Origin of the sequence: Marinomonas ushuaiensis DSM 15871, assembly GCF_000521805.1 — a bacterium.
In the GTDB taxonomy this organism is placed as follows: domain Bacteria; phylum Pseudomonadota; class Gammaproteobacteria; order Pseudomonadales; family Marinomonadaceae; genus Marinomonas; species Marinomonas ushuaiensis.
In genome coordinates this window covers 126,618-145,367 of the sequence record NZ_JAMB01000003.1, presented here as the reverse complement: position 1 = coordinate 145,367, position 18,750 = coordinate 126,618, and the positions used below count along the sequence as shown (strand labels likewise).

At 40.9% G+C, this 18,750-nt stretch carries 18 protein-coding genes and 1 pseudogene; 13 read left to right on the top strand and 6 right to left on the bottom strand.

Going from position 1 to position 18,750, the window contains the following annotated elements; genetic code table 11:
- Positions 1 to 148: 148 nt before the first annotated feature.
- From MUS1_RS05405 to MUS1_RS05395, 3 genes are all read right to left on the bottom strand, one after another.
- Positions 149 to 817 (bottom strand): TIGR04211 family SH3 domain-containing protein, encoded by a 669-nt coding sequence (locus MUS1_RS05405; protein ID WP_036159931.1) that lies wholly within the window; start codon positions 815 to 817, stop codon positions 149 to 151.
- A gap of 125 nt (positions 818 to 942) precedes the next feature.
- Positions 943 to 1,419 (bottom strand): DUF934 domain-containing protein, encoded by a 477-nt coding sequence (locus MUS1_RS05400; protein WP_036159929.1) that lies wholly within the window; start codon positions 1,417 to 1,419, stop codon positions 943 to 945.
- Complete coding sequence (locus tag MUS1_RS05395) at positions 1,403 to 3,064, bottom strand: nitrite/sulfite reductase (RefSeq protein WP_036159927.1); 1,662 nt, start codon at positions 3,062 to 3,064, stop codon at positions 1,403 to 1,405. The genes MUS1_RS05400 and MUS1_RS05395 overlap by 17 nt, the downstream gene beginning before the upstream one ends.
- A 247-nt stretch (positions 3,065 to 3,311) precedes the next feature.
- Between MUS1_RS05395 and nfuA the strand changes: the two genes are divergently transcribed.
- On the top strand, positions 3,312 to 3,893 hold the full coding sequence (gene nfuA, locus MUS1_RS05390; protein WP_036159925.1) for a Fe-S biogenesis protein NfuA: 582 nt from the start codon (positions 3,312 to 3,314) through the stop codon (positions 3,891 to 3,893).
- A 91-nt stretch (positions 3,894 to 3,984) separates the two neighbouring features.
- Here nfuA and MUS1_RS05385 read toward each other — a convergent pair whose 3' ends face one another.
- Positions 3,985 to 4,416 carry a universal stress protein gene (locus MUS1_RS05385; protein ID WP_036159923.1) on the bottom strand — a complete coding sequence of 144 codons (432 nt, stop codon included), beginning with the start codon at positions 4,414 to 4,416 and terminating at the stop codon, positions 3,985 to 3,987.
- A gap of 75 nt (positions 4,417 to 4,491) precedes the next feature.
- On the opposite strand from MUS1_RS05385, the gene MUS1_RS05380 reads away from it, so the two are divergent.
- Positions 4,492 to 4,980 (top strand): hypothetical protein, encoded by a 489-nt coding sequence (locus MUS1_RS05380; protein ID WP_036159921.1) that lies wholly within the window; start codon positions 4,492 to 4,494, stop codon positions 4,978 to 4,980.
- A gap of 28 nt (positions 4,981 to 5,008) precedes the next feature.
- Here MUS1_RS05380 and MUS1_RS05375 read toward each other — a convergent pair whose 3' ends face one another.
- Complete coding sequence (locus tag MUS1_RS05375) at positions 5,009 to 5,767, bottom strand: hypothetical protein (RefSeq protein ID WP_036159919.1); 759 nt, start codon at positions 5,765 to 5,767, stop codon at positions 5,009 to 5,011.
- 191 nt (positions 5,768 to 5,958) lie between these two features.
- Here MUS1_RS05375 and topA point away from each other — a divergent pair, with 191 nt between their 5' ends.
- The 3 genes from topA to MUS1_RS05360 are packed head-to-tail and all read left to right on the top strand — an operon-like array spanning position 5,959 to position 9,322.
- Complete coding sequence (gene topA, locus MUS1_RS05370; protein ID WP_036159917.1) at positions 5,959 to 8,586, top strand: type I DNA topoisomerase; 2,628 nt, start codon at positions 5,959 to 5,961, stop codon at positions 8,584 to 8,586.
- Positions 8,583 to 9,050 carry a DUF6586 family protein gene (locus MUS1_RS05365; RefSeq protein WP_036159915.1) on the top strand — a complete coding sequence of 156 codons (468 nt, stop codon included), beginning with the start codon at positions 8,583 to 8,585 and terminating at the stop codon, positions 9,048 to 9,050. The genes topA and MUS1_RS05365 overlap by 4 nt, the downstream gene beginning before the upstream one ends.
- 2 nt (positions 9,051 to 9,052) lie before the next feature.
- Positions 9,053 to 9,322, top strand: a complete 270-nt coding sequence (locus MUS1_RS05360) for a hypothetical protein (protein ID WP_036159913.1) — start codon at positions 9,053 to 9,055, stop codon at positions 9,320 to 9,322.
- Positions 9,323 to 9,433: 111 nt separating this feature from the next.
- Here the strand turns inward: MUS1_RS05360 and lexA are convergent, their stop codons facing one another.
- A complete protein-coding gene (lexA, locus tag MUS1_RS05355; protein ID WP_036159912.1) occupies positions 9,434 to 10,057 on the bottom strand; it encodes a transcriptional repressor LexA in 624 nt (207 codons plus the stop codon).
- A 69-nt stretch (positions 10,058 to 10,126) separates the two neighbouring features.
- Here lexA and dinG point away from each other — a divergent pair, with 69 nt between their 5' ends.
- From dinG to MUS1_RS05315, 8 genes and pseudogenes are all read left to right on the top strand, one after another.
- Complete coding sequence (gene dinG / locus MUS1_RS05350; protein WP_036159911.1) at positions 10,127 to 12,250, top strand: ATP-dependent DNA helicase DinG; 2,124 nt, start codon at positions 10,127 to 10,129, stop codon at positions 12,248 to 12,250.
- A 123-nt stretch (positions 12,251 to 12,373) separates the two neighbouring features.
- Positions 12,374 to 13,738: a DEAD/DEAH box helicase gene (locus tag MUS1_RS05345; RefSeq protein ID WP_036159909.1), complete on the top strand. Its 1,365-nt coding sequence runs from the start codon at positions 12,374 to 12,376 to the stop codon at positions 13,736 to 13,738.
- A 28-nt stretch (positions 13,739 to 13,766) separates the two neighbouring features.
- A pseudogene (locus MUS1_RS16370) lies at positions 13,767 to 15,187 on the top strand (protein adenylyltransferase SelO).
- Positions 15,188 to 15,230: 43 nt separating this feature from the next.
- Complete coding sequence (locus MUS1_RS05335; RefSeq protein WP_036159908.1) at positions 15,231 to 16,259, top strand: NAD(P)H-dependent glycerol-3-phosphate dehydrogenase; 1,029 nt, start codon at positions 15,231 to 15,233, stop codon at positions 16,257 to 16,259.
- Entirely contained in the window at positions 16,252 to 16,536 is a 285-nt protein-coding gene (locus MUS1_RS05330) for a DUF4389 domain-containing protein (RefSeq protein ID WP_036159906.1), read from the top strand. The genes MUS1_RS05335 and MUS1_RS05330 overlap by 8 nt, the downstream gene beginning before the upstream one ends.
- The gene (locus MUS1_RS05325; protein ID WP_036159904.1) at positions 16,523 to 17,002 is read left to right on the top strand and encodes a SixA phosphatase family protein; all 480 of its coding nucleotides are present in this window, start codon (positions 16,523 to 16,525) and stop codon (positions 17,000 to 17,002) included. The genes MUS1_RS05330 and MUS1_RS05325 overlap by 14 nt, the downstream gene beginning before the upstream one ends.
- A 46-nt stretch (positions 17,003 to 17,048) precedes the next feature.
- Positions 17,049 to 17,912 carry an alpha/beta fold hydrolase gene (locus tag MUS1_RS05320; RefSeq protein WP_036159903.1) on the top strand — a complete coding sequence of 288 codons (864 nt, stop codon included), beginning with the start codon at positions 17,049 to 17,051 and terminating at the stop codon, positions 17,910 to 17,912.
- 39 nt (positions 17,913 to 17,951) lie between these two features.
- A complete protein-coding gene (locus MUS1_RS05315; protein ID WP_036159901.1) occupies positions 17,952 to 18,746 on the top strand; it encodes a DUF4892 domain-containing protein in 795 nt (264 codons plus the stop codon).
- Positions 18,747 to 18,750 lie beyond the last annotated feature (4 nt).

Below are 18,750 nucleotides of genomic sequence, written 5' to 3'. Positions count from 1 at the left end.
TGGTTGGTTGCAGTACTGTAGTTGCTAGAGGGGATGGGGTGGAAATGCGTATTCGATTGTGTTTGGAAGTATGCAAAGCTATTTTTAAAAAGTGATAGCTTACTCTTTGAGGGGCAAAGGTAAGCTATCAATTTGTTATCTACTTTATTTAAGACCAAGATCCTGAGCCGTTTTTCTTACGACGCATCATTGGTATTAATATGCCTAGTAGTAGGCCGCCAAGTAAGGTGGCTGCACCAATCATGAACCATTTTTGCTCAGTTGAGTCATGTAGTCTTTTTGATTGTGCTATGGCGGTATTCGCTTGTTGTTTCAGGCTTTCAATTTGATAACTTACATCTTCATTTTGTGTGACAATGTCTTGCGCTCTTTTTGAAAGCTCGGTGTTGTTTTCAATTTGCTGTTTTAATGTGCGGTTTTCATTTTTAAGCGATGAATTTAGCGCATTTAACTCTTTGATTTCTTGTTGGCTAATTGTTAATGAGTTGGATATTTCTGATCGACTTTTGGTAAGTCTATTTATGCTTGCTTGTAGTGTGTCGAGTTGATCTCTTGTTACTGCATCGTCACTTAGAAAATAATCAGCAACCCAGCCTTGATTTCCACTTGGGGTGCGAACCTTTGTGTAGCCGTCCCCCTGTTCAAGGATTTCTAGCGGGGTACCGCTTTTGATACCTCTTTCTACTGCTCTTGTGCTGTTATCTAAACCTTCTCGGATAGCAACAAACTGTATATCAGAGACATAAACTGTCGCAGAGTGCGCAGTAGCAGAGAGTAGTGTGCCTGCAATTAGGCCTATAATACGTTTTTTGGGCACGTTAAGTTCCTTTAACAATCAATCACTTTAGTCTGTTCATTACGATAGTCATGAGGAAGCGAATACGCAATAGAAAAAGGCCATCGAAATGGCCTTTTATAGATATTTTATTGTAAATGTTACGTCTAGCGGCGAAGGAAAAGAGGTCTAGGATCTGAGGCGTCGCCTTGATAAGCAACAGAAAAAGGGCTGTGCAGAGACAATGCCTTATCTAAATCTACGTCGTCATTAAATTGAAAGCTGTTAAAGCCAACACGCAATAGATAGCCCAATTGGTCTGGGATAAAATTACCAAGCGCTCTTATTTCACCTTGGTAATTTAATCTTTCTTTTAGTAAGCGGGCATAACTAAAGCCTCGCCCATCAGCGAACGCAGGGAAGTGTATGCCAATAACATTAAATTGTGTGAGGTCGACTTCTTGTAGGCACTCTGTGCCATCACCAGCGTCTAGCCAGATACCAGCAACTTTGCCGATTGTATTTTTTTCTGATAGCCATTTTTGAGCAGACACAATACTGTTTGCTGTGATTTCTTGGTCGGCATCTTGTCGCCACACATATTGGTTTTCAATTATTTCGCCGTTCTTAATTAGCTTTGGCATAAGCAGCCTCCTTAAATGGTGTGATACCAACGCGGCGATAAGTGTCAATGAATCGTTCTTCTTCAGAGCGATTTTCAACGTATACATTCATCAATTTTTGAATCACATTACTGATTTCTTCTTGAGCAAAAGAAGGGCCAAGAATTTTACCTATGCTGGCATCATGACCTGATGCGCCACCAATAGATATCTGGTAAAACTCTTCACCTTTTTTATCTACACCTAGGATGCCGATGTTGCCGACATGATGGTGGCCACAAGCGTTCATGCAACCGGAAATATTTAGGTCAATATTGCCAAGATCGAAGAGGTAATCTAGATCACTAAAAGTATCTTGTATCTGTGCTGCAATAGGAATCGATTTTGCGTTTGCAAGAGCGCAAAAGTCACCACCAGGGCAGCAAATCATATCTGTTAATAAACCTAGGGTAGGGGTTGCGAACCCTGCTTCTTTTGCCGCTTCCCATAATGCTTCAAGCTTTTCTTGGCGCACGTCTGAAAGCACAAGATTTTGCTCATGGCTTACACGAAGCTCGCCAAAACTGAATTTATCCGCCAAATCGGCAGCTTTTTGCATTTGTTCTGTTGTTGCGTCGCCCGGTGCTTGACCTGCTTTTTTCAGAGTCAAAGTGACTATACGGTAGCCGGCTTTTTTGTGCTCAAACGTATTACGCTCGAACCATCGTGCAAACCCTGCACTGTTAGCCAATTTTGTTGTTAAGCTTTCTGGCTGATTTACTAGTTCTTCGTAAGCTGGCTCGGAAAAGAAACCTGCAAGACGATCAAATTCAGTCATTGGAACAGTGCTTTCTTTACCTTTAAGGTGAGCCCATTCTGCATCAACACGGCTACGAAACTCTTCTATACCTAGCGCTTTAACCAATATTTTGATACGAGCTTTGTATTTATTGTCACGACGACCGTGTTGGTTATAAACGCGAATAATGGCATCTAAATAGGTTAATAGATCTGCGCGATGAATAAATTCACTTATCGTGACTCCAACCATAGGTGTGCGACCAAGGCCACCACCAACAATGACTTTAAAACCAATTTCGCCGACATCGTTCTTCTTAATGTGTAAGCCTATATCATGTACCTGTGTTGCCGCTCTGTCTGCAGATTCTGTTGCATTGACCGCAATTTTGAATTTTCGTGGTAGAAAGGCAAATTCAGGGTGAAAAGTGGACCACTGACGAATTAATTCACAATAAGGGCGAGGGTCAACGACTTCATCTGCAATAACGCCAGCATACTGATCTGTTGTTGTGTTTCGGATGCAGTTGCCACTTGTTTGTACTGCGTGCATTTGCACTTCAGCAAGTTCGGCAAGAATGTCAGGAACGTCTTCGAGTTTTGGCCAGTTTAATTGTAGGTTTTGACGGGTACTAAAGTGACCATAAGAGCGGTCATAACGACAGCTAATATCTGCTAGTTTTCGTAGTTGAGTGCTAGAAAGCATTCCATATGGAATCGCAATTCGCAACATTGGAGCGTAGCGTTGGACATATAGCCCATTTTGAAGGCGTAGAGGTAGAAATGCTTCTTCGCTTAATTCTTTTTCTAGGTAACGGCGTGTTTGGTCGCGAAATTGAGCGACACGTTCTTCAACAAGCTGTTGGTCTATGGCGTCATATTGATACATAGTTAGGAACCGTGATTAATAAAATTTGATAAATCTATATTAACAAACATCCTTTATACTAAAAACGAATATTTACTTATATCTTTAGCGGTTTTTTCAATAAGGCTTATTGAGGTGAAGAGTTATCAATTGGTTTTTTAAATGAAGGAAAAAAAATACCTTACTTCTTTACTTGGTCTTTGGAATTATTAGGTATCTGCGGTAATATGTAGCCATCAATCGTTATATAGATTTAGAAAGGGTTATTATGAATATTACAATTACGGATGGTGCCCAAGAGTATTTGTCTTCATTACTAGAGAAACAAGGCGTGGAGGGGATTGCTGTGCGGATCTTTATTCAGCAGCCAGGTACACCTTATGCTGAGACTTGTCTCGCCTATTGCAGGCCAGATGAAGTAAATGAGACGGATGAAATTTTAAATTTACCAAAGCTTAAAGTGTTCATCGAAAAAATGTCGGTTAATTTTTTAGATGAGGCGTTTGTAGATTATGCAACCGAGAAAATGGGTGGCCAATTAACGATTAAAGCCCCTAACGCTAAGATGCCGAAGGTGACTGCTGACAGCCCAATTGAAGATCAAATCAACTATGTTTTGTATTCTGACATTAACCCAGGCTTAGCGTCTCATGGTGGTGAGGTTAGTTTGTTGGAGGTGGTCGATGGTCAGATTGCAGTGTTGAAGTTTGGTGGTGGTTGTCAAGGTTGTAGTGCTGTAGATTTGACATTAAAAGAAGGTGTTGAGAAAACACTTATAGAGAAAGTGCCTGGTTTAACAGGAGTTAAGGATTCAACAGACCATACGGTTACTGATAATGCTTTCATGTAGTAAATGCTTAATAGAATGTAGACCAATAAAAACGCCAATGTGATGATTTACATTGGCGTTTTTCTATCTAAATGCGTGTGTTTTTTGGCAGTTAGTCTTTTGTTACTTTTACAGCAAGGACATCACAGGGGGCGCCATGAAGTACGCCGTTAGCAGTCGAGCCAAGTAATAAAGCTAATCCATGGCGGCAATGACTTCCGACAATGATTAGATCGACTTTCTTTTCTTCTGCGATTCGGTGGATTTCACTTTCTATACCGCCTTGGGTAATGCAGCTTTCTTGAAGTGGAATATTAAGTTGAGCTTCTAGAATTGCAATGCGTTCTTTTGCGGTTTCTTGTAATTGGGTTTGGATATCTGTGATATCTATCGGAACATCACCACCGTAGGCGTAATTAAGTGATTCGATAACATGAACTATGGTAAGTTCTGCGCCCGTTGATTTGCATAATGTTGCAGCCTTGTTGGCTACCTTTATGCTTTCATCGGTCAGATCAACGGCAAGTAAGACTCTGTTATACATGGTGAAACTCCTCCAAATTTAACTTGATTTGTTTATTTTAGCTCAAAATTAGAATGCCAGAGAGAAACATTAGTTATGACTGCTCTAATCGTTATTTTTATTACGCTATCTTTAATGGGGTCGGCATTGTGGGTTTTGCCTCCAGTGAAAGAGCGCCAACGTATGGCTTTGCGTATGCATGCTCGTAAACTTGGCCTTACTGTTCAGCTTACATCAATTAACCTTCCTGACAAGTGGGATAAGACAACGAATAGTCATAAAGTCGCGGCATATTCATATTATCGCTTAAAACCTCTTACTTCATTGTCTAACAGAGTACTGCTGTTGCCTTATGAAGTATGGAAATACGATAGTGTGGTGGATGGGTGGTGGTCGAATGGGTCTCTCAATCTCACAGAAGAGTCTAAAATAATTCTTAGAAAACAAGGCGGATTGTTGTTAGGTGTGCAAATCACAAAAGATAGTGTGTCGTTTTATTGGGATGAGAGGGGTGATGTAACTGTATTGGAAGAGCTTAGCAAACTTGTTTTCAGCTTGGTAGAAATCGATAGTCTAGTATCGTAAGTTGATTACTATCGATTTCGGTAAGGGCTTATGTTTTTGGTTCTTCAGGCAATTCGATGTTTCTTATTAAATCACTCAATGCTTTTTCTGGGTCGTCGCTGTTTTGTATGGCTTCAATAGTTGGCGACAGTATTTCTTTCATTCGTTCAGTAACAAAGGTGCTTAAAATGTTCTTTTCTGGGCGCTCTATGCCATCCGATTTAAGGTGCGATAACACGACGCTGTAAAGAGTTCTTGCGACGCGAGAATCACCATTGTCAAAGTTGCTATTTGCCTGAACCATTTGCCGGTTTAGTTGAATCCATAAATTTAACCAGCGCAAATAGTCGTAACATTCTTTGTAATGGGTGCTGCTGATTCGACCTTTCCTGCGCAGGTACAGAAGCATCTTTGCAAGTTTTGTTAAGCGTTCTTTATAGTTTGTTTTCTCTTGGAAGCTAAAAATAGCTGGTTCTGGGCTAAATGTTATTGGATCGTTATTTCTTCCTTCTTCAGCCTTTGCTATTCGAATTTCAACTTTCTCTGGGTCATCTGAATATTGCAGAAGCTCTCGAAGTGTGTCTAGATAGAAATCGTACAGGACGTCAGTGGCAATTGTGTCTGTATTTATATCTTTTAAGCCTCGTATATGTTGTTCTACACGATCAGCTCTATTTGATAGTTGTAGCTGTTTTATACGGCGTGCTGTTATTTCTTTTTCTTTTTGGTGTGCGCGTGATCCAATAACAACAGACAAAAGCACTATGATGATTAGAAATGCAATTGTTAATATTTGAAGCGTAGCCATGGTTGTCCTTCAACAATGAATTCAGTATGTTAAATAAGAAATACTAAGTTCAGCAAGATTTAATATGTGAAACAATACAGGGATCGCTTGTCATATAAAAGGTGTTTGCTTAATATCAGCGCCCATACAGATTAAACTTCGTGCAATGTCGATTTTTGCAGACTTACTTTATAAAAGGCTTACACAGTTCAATGGGAAAATCACTGGTTATCGTGGAATCGCCAGCTAAGGCGAAAACCATCAATAAATATCTGGGCAATGACTTCATTGTTAAATCGAGTGTGGGACACATTCGAGACTTGCCAACAGGTGCAACTTCCACCTCAACGCCTCAAGAGCGCGCTAAACAAGCTGCTTTGACGCGTAAAATGAGTCCAGAAGAAAAAGCTGAATACAAAAGTACAAAGTCCCGTAAACAGCTAATTTCTAGAATGGGAGTGGATCCAGAAAGTAATTGGAAAGCTCATTACGAAATTCTACCTGGCAAAGAAAAAGTCGTCGATGAGCTGAAGCGATTGGCAAAAAATGCTGACACCATCTATCTCGCAACCGATTTGGATAGAGAGGGAGAAGCAATTGCATGGCATCTTCGTGAAGCGATTGGTGGCGATGATAGTCGTTATAAACGTGTGGTTTTTAACGAAATAACGAAAAAAGCCATTACAGCGGCATTTGAAACACCGTCTGAATTGGATTTGAATCGTGTTAATGCGCAGCAAGCGCGTCGCTTTTTAGATCGTGTTGTTGGTTTTATGGTGTCTCCTTTGCTTTGGGCTAAGGTGGCGCGTGGCTTGTCTGCAGGTCGAGTTCAATCTGTCGCGGTTCGTTTGATTGTTGAGCGTGAAAAAGAAATTCGTGCATTTATTCCTGATGAATTTTGGGAGTTGGACGCGATGTTGGCAACGCCTTCTAAAGAAATTATCAAATTTGAAGCAGCCAAATACCAGAATAAAGAATACCGTCCAGTTAATCAGGTTCAATCTGATGAGCATCTTAGCCGTCTTGACGGCGCTAAATACTTAGTTAGTAGTCGAGAAGATAAACCAACAAGCAGTAAACCCTCTGCACCGTTTATTACATCTACACTTCAACAGGCAGCAAGTACTCGTTTAGGTTATGGCGTTAAGAAAACCATGATGCTTGCACAGCGTTTGTATGAAGGTGGTTATATTACCTACATGCGTACAGACTCTACAAATTTGAGTGTGGATGCGGTAGAGGCGTTAAGAGGTTATATTTCTTCGATGTATGGTGATGCTTATTTACCAGAAGAACCTATTCGATATAGCAGTAAAGAAGGCGCTCAAGAGGCCCATGAGGCAATTCGTCCATCTGATGTCACTGTTCGTGTTGATGATTTACTTAACATGGAAAAAGATGCGCATCGCTTATACGATTTGATTCGCAGCCAGTTTATGGCTTGTCAAATGACGCCAGCAGAATACACCTCAACAACAATTACCGTTACCAGTGGTGAATATGAGTTTAAGGCTAAAGGGCGTATTTTACGTTTCGATGGTTACACTCGTGCCATGCAAACAGTTGTTAAAAAAGGCGAAGATAATATTTTGCCGGATGTAGGTAAGGGTGAATACCTCGACCTGAAAGAGCTATTGCCTGAGCAGCACTTCACTAAACCGATTGCTCGTTTTAGTGAAGCTAGTTTGGTTAAAGAGTTAGAAAAAAGAGGCATTGGTCGACCTTCTACTTATGCTTCAATTATTTCAACGATTCAAGATCGTGGTTATGTTCGCGTTGAAAATCGTCGTTTTTATGCTGAGAAAATGGGCGATATTGTTACAGAACGTTTGGTCGATAGTTTTAGTTCTTTGATGAACTTTAGTTTTACCGCGCAAATGGAAGAACAGCTGGATGATATAGCCGAAGGCCATAAAGATTGGATCAAAACACTAAATGCATTTTATAAAGACTTTAGTGGCGTGTTGGCAAAAGCAGAATCGCCTGACGGTGGTATGATGCTGAATGAGCCGACACCGACAGATATCGAATGCCCAAAGTGTTCTCGTCCTATGCAGATTCGTACCGCCAGCACAGGCGTGTTTATGTCTTGTTCTGGTTATGCTTTGCCACCGAAAGAGCGTTGTAAAGCGACGATTAATCTAGTGCGGGGTGATGAAGCGGTTGCTGTTGATGATGAAGAGGGTGAATCTAAGGCACTTATCAATAAACATCGTTGTACTATTTGTGGTTCCGCGATGGACAGTTACTTGATGGATGAGCATCGTAAACTTCATGTTTGTGGTAATAATCCTGCTTGTTCTGGCTATGAAGTTGAGCAGGGTGTGTTCAAAATCAAAGGTTACGATGGTCCTGTTATTGAATGTGATAAATGCACGTCAGATATGCAGTTGAAGACCGGCCGATTTGGTAAATACTTCGGATGTACTAACGAGGAATGTAAAAATACTCGTAAGTTATTGAAGAGTGGTGAAGCTGCGCCACCAAAAATGGACCCTGTCCCTATGCCAGACCTTGCTTGTCAAAAAGTTGAAGATCATTATGTTTTGCGTGATGGCGCGACGGGGCTGTTTTTAGCGGCGAGTCAATTTCCTAGAAAACGAGAAACACGAGCGCCGTTAGTAAAAGAATTATTACCTTATATGGATCAAATTGATCCTAAATATCATTTTTTCTCTAAAGCTCCAGTTAAAGATTCTGAAGGTCGCCCTGCCGTTATTCGTTATAGTCGTAAGACGAAAGAGCAGTATGTTATGACAGAAGAAGAAGGTAAGCCAACTGGTTGGAAAGCTTATTATGTTGGCACCAAATGGGTAATTGAGGAAGGCAAAAAGAAATGAGTGTCGCTAATTTAGCGAGTCTAACAAATCAGAAATTAGATACCGCGAAACGCTTGATTCTACTGAGTCAGGCGAATGAAGAAAAATGGTTGAATGTAGGGTTAGAGAGCTCGGCCATTTTTCAATTAAAAAGTGCGTTGAATGGTTTGTTAAGGGAAGTATCTGTTTCCTATTCTTTGTCCGGGTCATTGGATGTAAATAAGCTCTTGGTTGAATCTGAAAGTAAGCAAATGATGGTTCCGGTATTAAGTGAATTGTCCGATTTGTTATCGCGTTCTGATTCTTGGTGTTACCAATTAAACCAAGCTTATTTAGTGCAGTTAGAGTGTCGTGGCTCTATGGCTTTAATTGAGGGCGACAATCTGATTGGTCGAGGTAACGATGCCGGTACGTCAATCAATTTTTATTTGGCCAAGTTAGTTGAATTGGTGTTACGTTTTAGAGAAGAGTCATCAGAGTATTGAGTATGAAAGAGTCCTACCTAGAGATTGTTGAGCTGGATAACGGCGACATTGTTTTACGTCCAGTCAGTGAGGATGGTGAGGAGACGTTGCCATTAGCAACTCTGAATATTTCAGATGAAACTAAATCTTATCTAAAAGACAGTTATTTTGAGTTAGCAAAATGCATGTTTCATGCAGGCATTGATTTCGCTTATTCAGAGGAAGCCTTCTTTGATGAAGGTTTTGAGCATTCAGAAGAAATGGAAGAGCTTAGGCCTAAAATTTTACATTAGTTATCTGTATTTTATTACTGAATTAGCTAACGTTGAATGCATTAGAAAAGAAATAAAAAGGCGAAGCGTTTTCTTCGCCTTTTTATTGCTCTCTGTCGTTATTTTAAACAATTAAATGCCTTGTCGTATGACGCCAACAGATAGGCCTTCAATCGCAAAATCTTCGCTTTCAAGGTCGACAATGATGTCATTGAATTCTTCGTTTTCAGGAATAAGACGAACAATGCTACCTTTTTGCTCAAAGCGTTTAACAGTGACTTCGTCGCCAATGCGTGCGACAACAATTTGTCCATTATGAACAGTGCTAGTTTTATGGACGGCTAATAAATCGCCTTCCATAATGCCAATATCTTTCATACTGGTCCCTGAGACAGAGAGAAAATAATCGGCTTGAGGCGAAAACATACTTGGCGGTATGTTGACATGAGAGTCGATGTTTTCCTGAGCCAAAATAGGGAAGCCAGCCGCAACTTTTCCAATGATAGGCAAGCCTAGCTCTTCTGCTTGCTCATCGTTAGAGGCTTGATCGACTACGCGTATGCCTCGTGAGGCGCCAGGTAGCATTTCTATAGCGCCTTTTTTACATAGGGCTTTTAAATGTTCCTCGGCAGCATTGGGGGATTTGAACCCAAGGCGACGTGCTATTTCTGCTCTAGTAGGTGGAAACCCCGTTTCATTAATAAATTCGCGAATGGTTTCTAGTACGTCAGATTGTCTTTTGGTTAATTTAATCATAAGGAGTCTGGTTGTTTATACAGTAACTGTTATTATATACAGCTTTCTTAACTAATCTCAATAATATAAATGCTTTCAGACGAACTTAAAAAACAAATTCAACTTGCATACCGAGCTTCTTTGGATGCGAAGTCCCATAAACCAAGGGCTGGACAGCGCCAGATGATAGGTGCTATCGCTCGTACATTGGGGAGTATTAAACAAGGCTCTGAAGGTGAAAGGCTGGATGAAAAGCACGTTGCTGTCATTGAGGCAGGGACAGGGACAGGTAAAACGCTCTCTTACTGTCTAGCGACAATCCCTATTGCTAAGGCTCGTGGCCTAAAATTGGTTATTTCAACCGCGACTGTCGCACTGCAAGAACAGATCCTTCATAAAGAGTTGCCTGATTTACTTGAGCATACAGAGTTGAATTTCAAATACACGTTAGCCAAAGGGCGAGGACGGTATTTGTGTTTGAATAATCTGGAAGGTTTTTTAGGGACCGAAGAGCAAGCGATTGACGATATGTTTGCTGGACTGTTTGAACAGCACCTGCAATCAGATGATGTTAACACGGCCCTATACCAAGAAATGGATACGGCATTAGAGAAGGGCGATTGGGATGGTGATAAAGATAATTGGGCGGGTATTGTTCGTGATCAAGATTGGCGTCGTTTAACGACAGATCATCAGCAATGCACGAATCGTAATTGTGCTAATTATTCAGCTTGTCCTTTCTTTAAAGCGAGAGCGGAGATTGAGGTTGCCGATGTTATTGTTGCAAACCACGATTTGGTTTTGGCGGATTTGTCTCTGGGAGGAGGTGCAATTTTATCTGCACCGAAAGAAACGATTTATGTGTTTGATGAAGGGCACCACCTCCCCGATAAAGCCATTGGTCATTTTCGACATGAAGTGCGATTGCAGCAAAGTATTGCTTGGCTTCGTCAGCTCGAAAAAAATCTAGTTAATTTAAAACAAGAGCTCACTGATGATGTCAGCCTAACAGGCCAGCTTTTACTTAAAATTCCTCAGCAAATACAGAGTATTGTGAATTTCATTCAATACGCTCAACAAGGATTAGCACCTTATATTCAAGGTTTGGGTTTAGACCAGGAAAACAATCTGCACCGTTTTGAGTTTGGTTTGATCCCTGACGAGCTGCGCCAGCTGGCTTACAGTTTACAAACTTCTTATCAAAAACTATTTAATAACATCGAAAGCATTCAAGATGAATGTAAGAAAACCAAACAAAATGAAGGTATGGGGGTGACGCCAGAAACGGCGGAAGCTTGGCAGCCTATTTTGGGTGTAATTCTTGGTCGATTGGAGCAATGTGTCGGCTTGTGGCGCTTGTATTCCGCTGTAGATGATCAGAACTTCCCCCCAAATGCTCGTTGGCTGATTTTGTCTGGACAAGGAATGGAGCAAGATATAGAGCTTGGTGGATCGCCCATTCTTGCTGCGAACACGTTACGACAACAGTTGTGGGATAAATGCTTTGGTGCTGTCGTGACATCGGCGACGTTAACCGCGTTGAATCAATTTCATCGTTTTAATATGCGTTCTGGGGTGCCTCGTGAAAGTGAATATTTACGAGTATTAAGCCCGTTTGATTTTCAAACGAATGGATTGCTGGTTGTTCCTGATATGGAGCATGAACCTAATCGTGTTGAGCAGCACACGGCAGAAATTATTGCGTATCTAAACAAACTGGTAAATATTGAAAAAGGTAGCTTGGTGTTATTTTCTTCCCGTCGACAAATGGAGGAGGTGTCTTTGTCACTTTCAGATAAGTTAAAAGAAATTTTACTTATGCAGGGAGAGCAGTCCAAGCGTGTGATTTTAGACTCTCACAAATCACGAATTGATGAGGGTAAGGGAAGTTTACTGTTTGGTTTGGCAAGTTTTGCTGAAGGGGTTGATTTACCCGGTGACTATTTAACCTGTGTGTATATTGCCAAAATACCTTTTGCAGTTCCTGATGATCCAGTTGAAGCAACCTTGGCGGAATGGATTCAAAAGCGTGGCGGTAACCCTTTCATGGAAATTACCATACCGGATGCTTCTTTGCGTTTGGTTCAGGCGACTGGGCGATTATTGAGAAATGAAAAGGATTCAGGTGAAATACATATTTTAGACAAGCGTTTGAAAACAAAACGTTATGGCTCTCAATTAATAAACAGCTTGCCACCTTATCGATATCAATAAGTTGCTTTAACAAAGCGTAAGCAAAGGGTGATAAAGACTAACCAATTAGGTACACTCTTTGCACAGTTGATTAACTTCAAGCATATAACCTCAAAAACATTATAGAAGCGTATAGATTCCAATATGGAAAACCAAATTCAAGAAGTGCCATCAGAAAAAACGACAAAACCAAAACGTGCCCGTCGCCCAAGTAAGCGCCCTCAAGAAAATGAAGAAAAATCAGTTAGTGCAAAAACTGATAAAGAGTCTACGGCTGTTGAAGTCGCTAATGTAAAAAGTGACGCGAAAGCTGACGCATGGTCTATAGAAGATTTTCCAGTTGAAGAAGTTGAAGGGAAAGTGCGTTTTCACGATTTAAATATTCCAGATCGAGTTATCAAGTCCATTGCCGAAATGGGTTTTGAATACTGCAGTGAAATTCAAGCAGAAACTCTGCCGATGACTTTGCAGGGTTATGACATTATTGGTCAGGCTCAAACAGGTACTGGGAAAACGGCTGCTTTTTTGATCGCTATGATCAGTGACTTTCTTGATTACCCTCTGGAAAAAAGAGAAGGTAATAATTTTGCGCGTGGCCTAATTATTGCTCCAACGCGTGAGCTTGCCTTACAAATTGCTGACGAAGCTGAAAAGCTAACATCAAATTGTTATTTGAACGTTGTTTCACTGGTTGGTGGAATGAACTACGAAAAACAAAAAATGTCTTTAGCTCATGAAACGGTTGATATTGTTGTTGCGACGCCGGGACGTTTGTTGGATTTTGCGCGGAGCCGTAAAGTTCAGTTAGGTAAGGTTGAGTGCCTTGTCCTAGATGAGGCGGATCGTATGTTGTCGATGGGCTTTATTCCTGATGTGAAAAGCATTATCCGCATGACTCCACAGAAAGAAGTTAGACAAACTATGTTGTTTAGTGCGACTTTCCCTAAAGACGTACAGGCGCTTGCTCAGCAGTGGACTTATTTCCCGAAAGAAGTGTCAGTTGTTCCGAAAGAAGCAACAAACCAAAATATAGACCAAGTGATTTATACCGTAGAAGCAGATCAAAAATGGCCAGTGTTGAAACAGCTAATTGAAGAGAATGGCGGTCAACGTACGATTATATTTGCTAATCGACGTGATGAAACTCGTGACCTGTATGAGCGTTTGCGTAAGGCCAATATCAACTGTGCTATTTTGTCAGGCGAAGTTGCTCAGGACAAGCGCGTTAAAACGCTGAAAAGCTTTAAAGATGGTATCATTCAAGTGCTTGTTGCGACGGATGTTGCTGGACGAGGTATTCACGTAGACAATGTTGCGTTGGTGGTGAATTACGCTTTGCCTGAAGACCCTGAAGATTATGTACACCGTATCGGTCGTACTGGTCGAGGTGGTGAAATGGGTAAATCCGTGAGTTTTGCAAGTGAAGATGATGCTTTCATGATTCCAGAAATCGAGCGTGTCGTCGGTGAGAGTATTCGCTGTGAGTACATGGTTGATATGTCTCAATAAACATCGCTTACTTTTTAAGTGAGATAAGATGAATTTAGAGCACCACTTTTCAAATCTGGGCGATATGTTTTCTTCAAAAACAGTTGTCCAGCCACTTTCCGAGCAGCGATTGGTTGAGTTTAATCATTCGCTAGCTACTTTTTTATCTATCGATATTAAATCCGCTCAAACCAAACGCTTACTGAGTGGCGAAGACGTATCTCCCAATAGTTTGAGTATGGTTTACGCAGGTCACCAGTTTGGCGGTTTTTCACCTCAGCTTGGGGATGGGCGAGGAGTATTATTAGGCGAAGTTCGAGGTCAAGACAATCTTTTGTATGATTTGCATATGAAAGGAGCTGGGCCTACGCCTTATTCTCGTCGTGGAGATGGTCGTGCTGTGTTGCGATCTTGTATTCGTGAGTATTTAGCAAGCGAAGCGATGGCGGCATTGTCGATTCCAACGTCTCGTGCGTTGGGGCTTTACGACAGTCGTGAAGCGGTTTATCGTGAACAACCAGAAGCTGGTGCTATGTTGCTGAGAGTTGCTCAAGGGCATATTCGCTTTGGTCATTTCGAGTACTTTTTTTATCAAGGTAAACAAGAGCAGCTTAATGAGTTAATCGATTATTGTCTTGAGCATTATTACCCGACTGTTTAATGACAGACTCGCCATTAGAAAACATGCTTAAAGAAGTAGTGAAGCGAACGGCTCGTATGATTGCAAAATGGCAATCGGTTGGTTTTCAGCATGGGGTTATGAATACTGATAATTTTTCATTTACCGGCGAAACTATTGATTATGGTCCCTATGGCTTTATGGAAGATTATGAGCCAGATTGGGTGTGTAATCACTCAGATCACGAAGGGCGTTATGCTTTTTCTCGTCAGCCAGGTGTTGGTTTATGGAATTTAAATTGTTTGATGCGTTGCTTTTCAAAACATTTGGAAAGGGATCAGCTAATTGCCATTTTACAATGCTATGAAGCTGAATTGCAGGCTCATTACGATGCATTGATGATGAAGAAATTAGGTTTAAGTTCATCTCAAGATGTACGTGCGTTACTGCCCCAGTTTCTCAATATTTTGACCAGTGAAAAAATGGATTATTCTGTATTCTTTCGTCTACTGAGTTATTTTGAAAAAGACAGTTTTGCTCTTTTGCTTGATGAAATGGTAGATCGTGATCAGCTTTTGAGTTGGTTGGAAAAATATCAAACGGCGCGTATTGCCGATCCTTCCGATTGGCAAGAAATAAGTGAATCTATGCTTCAGATTAATCCGAAATTTATACTGAGGAATTATTTGGCTCATGATGCAATACTTTCGGCAGAGCAAGGAGATTATTTACCATTTAGGCGTTTATTAAATGTTCTTTGTCACCCGTTTGATGAACATCCAGAATCCAGTTTGCTTGCACAGCGTGCGCCAGAGTGGGGTAAGTCATTAGAAGTTAGTTGTTCGTCTTGATTGAATTTAAGATGATGTTGATAAGAAAAGAGAGCTTATTGTTATGAAGCATTCGGTATGTGTATTAGGTGGCGGTAGTTTTGGTACAGCCTTGGCAAATATTATGGCTAATAATGGTCATCAAGTAAGCCAATGGATGCGCAACGAAGAGCAAGTTGAAGAAATTAATTTAACTGGGTTAAATAGTCGGTATCTACCTAATGCGCCATTGCATTGTGAGCTGTTAGCAACTTCGAATTTGGAGCAAGCGATCCGAGAAAGTGATACGGTTTTTGTTTCGATTCCTTCGAAGTCTTTTGAGCAAGTGGTTCAGCGTATAGAGCCTTTATTAACGGCAGAAAAAATATTAATCAGTACGACAAAGGGATTTAATCCAAATCGTTTTGAACTTATGAGTGATATTTTGCGTCGAAACCCTATAACGCAAAAAATTGGTGTGCTGAGCGGGCCAAATTTGGCAAAAGAAATTGCAGCGGGTCAAATGACTGGGTCGGTTATTGCCAGTTCAGATGACCTGGTTAGGCAGCGGGTGATTGAGTTATTAAAGTCACCGACATTTCGAGTATATGAAAATAAAGACAGCACTGGCGTAGAGCTCGCTGGAGCGCTAAAGAATATCTATGCGATTGTTTGTGGCCTTGCCAAAGCGCTGAATGTTGGTGAAAACACGATGTCGATGATTATGACACGTAGTTTGGCTGAAATGAGCCGTTTTGCTGTGCACTTTGGTGCCAATCCAATGACATTCTTGGGTTTGGCTGGAATGGGGGATTTGATCGCAACGTGTACTTCACCATTGAGTCGTAATTATCGAGTGGGTTTTGCTATTGGCTCAGGCCAAGATTTAGAAGAAGCAATTGTCTCTATTGGAGAGGTTGCTGAAGGTGTGAATACGTTAAAAATGGTAGTGGATGAGGCTTATAAACACGGTTTGTATATGCCGCTTGCTGAAGGCCTTTCTAAGCTATTATTTGATGGTGCAAAGCTCGAGTCGTTAATTGGTTCGATGATGACGGGCGAGCAAAAATGGGATGTCGAATTCGCGACAAATGAGGAGAATAATAATGTCTAAACCAGGTTATTCAGATCAAGGCTTTTGGTTTCGTTTGATTTTTATGGTGTTGTATTGGCTGGTGTTAAACGTTGCCATCACTGTATTTGGAATTCTCGTTATCTTGGTTAGTTTGATGAAACTAGGTTCAAGGCATGAGCCGATGACCTTAATAGTTTGGCTTAAAAGTGTTACTGCTTTTATTAAACAGATTTTTTCGTTTCTGTCTTTTGCGGAAGAGGAAAAGCCATTTCCATTTCAATCATGGCCTCAGGTAAAGTCGGATGAAGAAGCTTAAACGACTTTATGTCTTGCGTCATGGAAATGCTGAGCCTTATCGTTCTGGTCAAGATGAATTGCGTGAGTTAACAAAACTTGGTGAAAAGGAAGTTATTTCTACAGCTGAAAGTTTTCTCTTAAAGAATGAAACTTTTGATGTGGTTTTTGTAAGTCCTTATGTCCGAGCTCAACAAACAGTTAACACATTTTTAACGAATCTTAACGCTTCTGTTGAGGTGAAGGATTGTCCTTTGATTACGCCTGATGGGTGTAATTCTGATGTAGCGCTATGGTTGAGTGAGCAGCCTTACGATTCTATTCTATTGGTAACACATCAACCTTTTGCGCATCAATTTATTGATTATATGATTGATGAACCTTTACCAATCAATTTTGCAATGACAACGGCAACACTCGCTTCGATTGAAGGTGAAGTGTTTGCTGGGGCTTGTTGTCAATATCGTTGGCACATGTCTCCATCTTAATGGATGTTATTAAGTACAAATAACAAAGAGTTAAGAAAGAACGAATATGGGAAATGAAATTGTTTATCAGCTTCCTCATACGGAAGTTGCCGCTTTACAGTGGTTATCAATAGATTCATCTGCGTTAAAGGTAGTGTCTTTGCATGGTTGGCTTGATAATGCCGCTAGCTTTTCTAATTTATCTTCACATCTTTTTGACTTTTCTCACGTTGCTTTAGATTTAGCTGGTCATGGTCGTTCTCAGCATCGCCCAGCAGGCAGTTTTTATCATTTGTGGGACTATGTTTTGGATGTAGTGTCTATTTTAAATCAATCAAAACAAAGCGTTTGGTTGATTGGTCATAGTATGGGTGGCGCTGTTGCTATGTTAGTGGCAGCAATTGCGCCTGATAAAGTGAGAGGGTTAATCATTTTAGACAATATGGGGCCGCTAAGTGGTTCGCCAAAAGACAGGGTGGCCACCTTGCAGCGAGCCGTTAATAAAATGACTAAGCATCGTTTAGATCGAGCAACCCTTTACCCTACAAAAGAAGCCATGGTGCTTGCGAGGATGAATGGTTTTACTAGGTTGTCAAAGCTTGCCTCAGGGCCTCTTGTGGAGCGCGGCGCGAAGGAAGGAGTGGATGGTGTTTGGCGTTGGAATCATGATGGTAAGCTTACTTTTCCATCACCATTTCGAATGGATGAAGAGAGCATTGAAGCTTTCATTAAAGATATTAAATGCCCAACTCTGGCGTTGATGGCAAAAGATGGTATTTATAAGGGCGACACTTTACTTGTTGAAAAACGTGCTGCTGAATTTCCTTGGATCAAACTAAAATGGCTGGAAGGAAATCATCATTTTCATCTCGAGCCAAGTACTTGCTTCTCAGTCGCTACTGAGATTCAGAAGTTTATTGATCAAAACTAATACGTTAATTCATTCTTAAGGGAATGGTTGAGAGGGTTTATGGTTCGGTTTCGTAAAGTATTATGTTTATTTGCATTTTTTAGTGGTGTTTCGTTTGCTGGGGTTTTGGAAATTACTCCTTATCGAGATGCACAATTAATAAAAAGTAATGCGCAAGCGGAGCAGTTGATTGAAATTCCGCTAAGTAAAATACGCAAAGCAGGAAGCGGCTGGGAGCCTGAATCTGTGGTTCGATTGAAAGGCGATTATTTTACATCACTTTATAAAATCGATCGAAACGCGGTGTTGTCAGATGTGTATGCGCATTATCGTGCACAAATGCTCAAACAGGGGCAAACGGTTTTATTTGAATGTGAAAGCCGTAGTTGTGGTAGTAGTAATGCTTGGGCTAATGATTTTTTTAGTGATTACCTGTTATATGGGGCGGATCAAAATCAATATTTGTTTGTTGTAAAAAACGCACAAGATATCTATCAAACACTTTATCTTAATCGTCGCGGAGCGGGTGACGTTATTGTTCGCTTGGATGAAGTAAAGTCTGTTGAAGGAAGAGATACTGAGTTTGAAATTGTTGCTCAAATGGATGCTCAAGATACTCCAAGGATTCGACGTTTTTTAAGTGACTTACCATCAGGTCAGCATGTTGTGGGTTTTGTTACCAGTCAAAGGTCCGGGCCATTAGGTGCTATTGAGTCCGGGGATCAATTGATTTCCAGTCTGTCTGCTGGATTGGGGAACCAGCTTAATGAAAAAGTTCGTTTTATTAATTTGGCAGATCTAGGTCGTGAATCTTTAGGTGTGAATCGAATCTCTTTTGTTTATATCCGTCCTTAGGTGG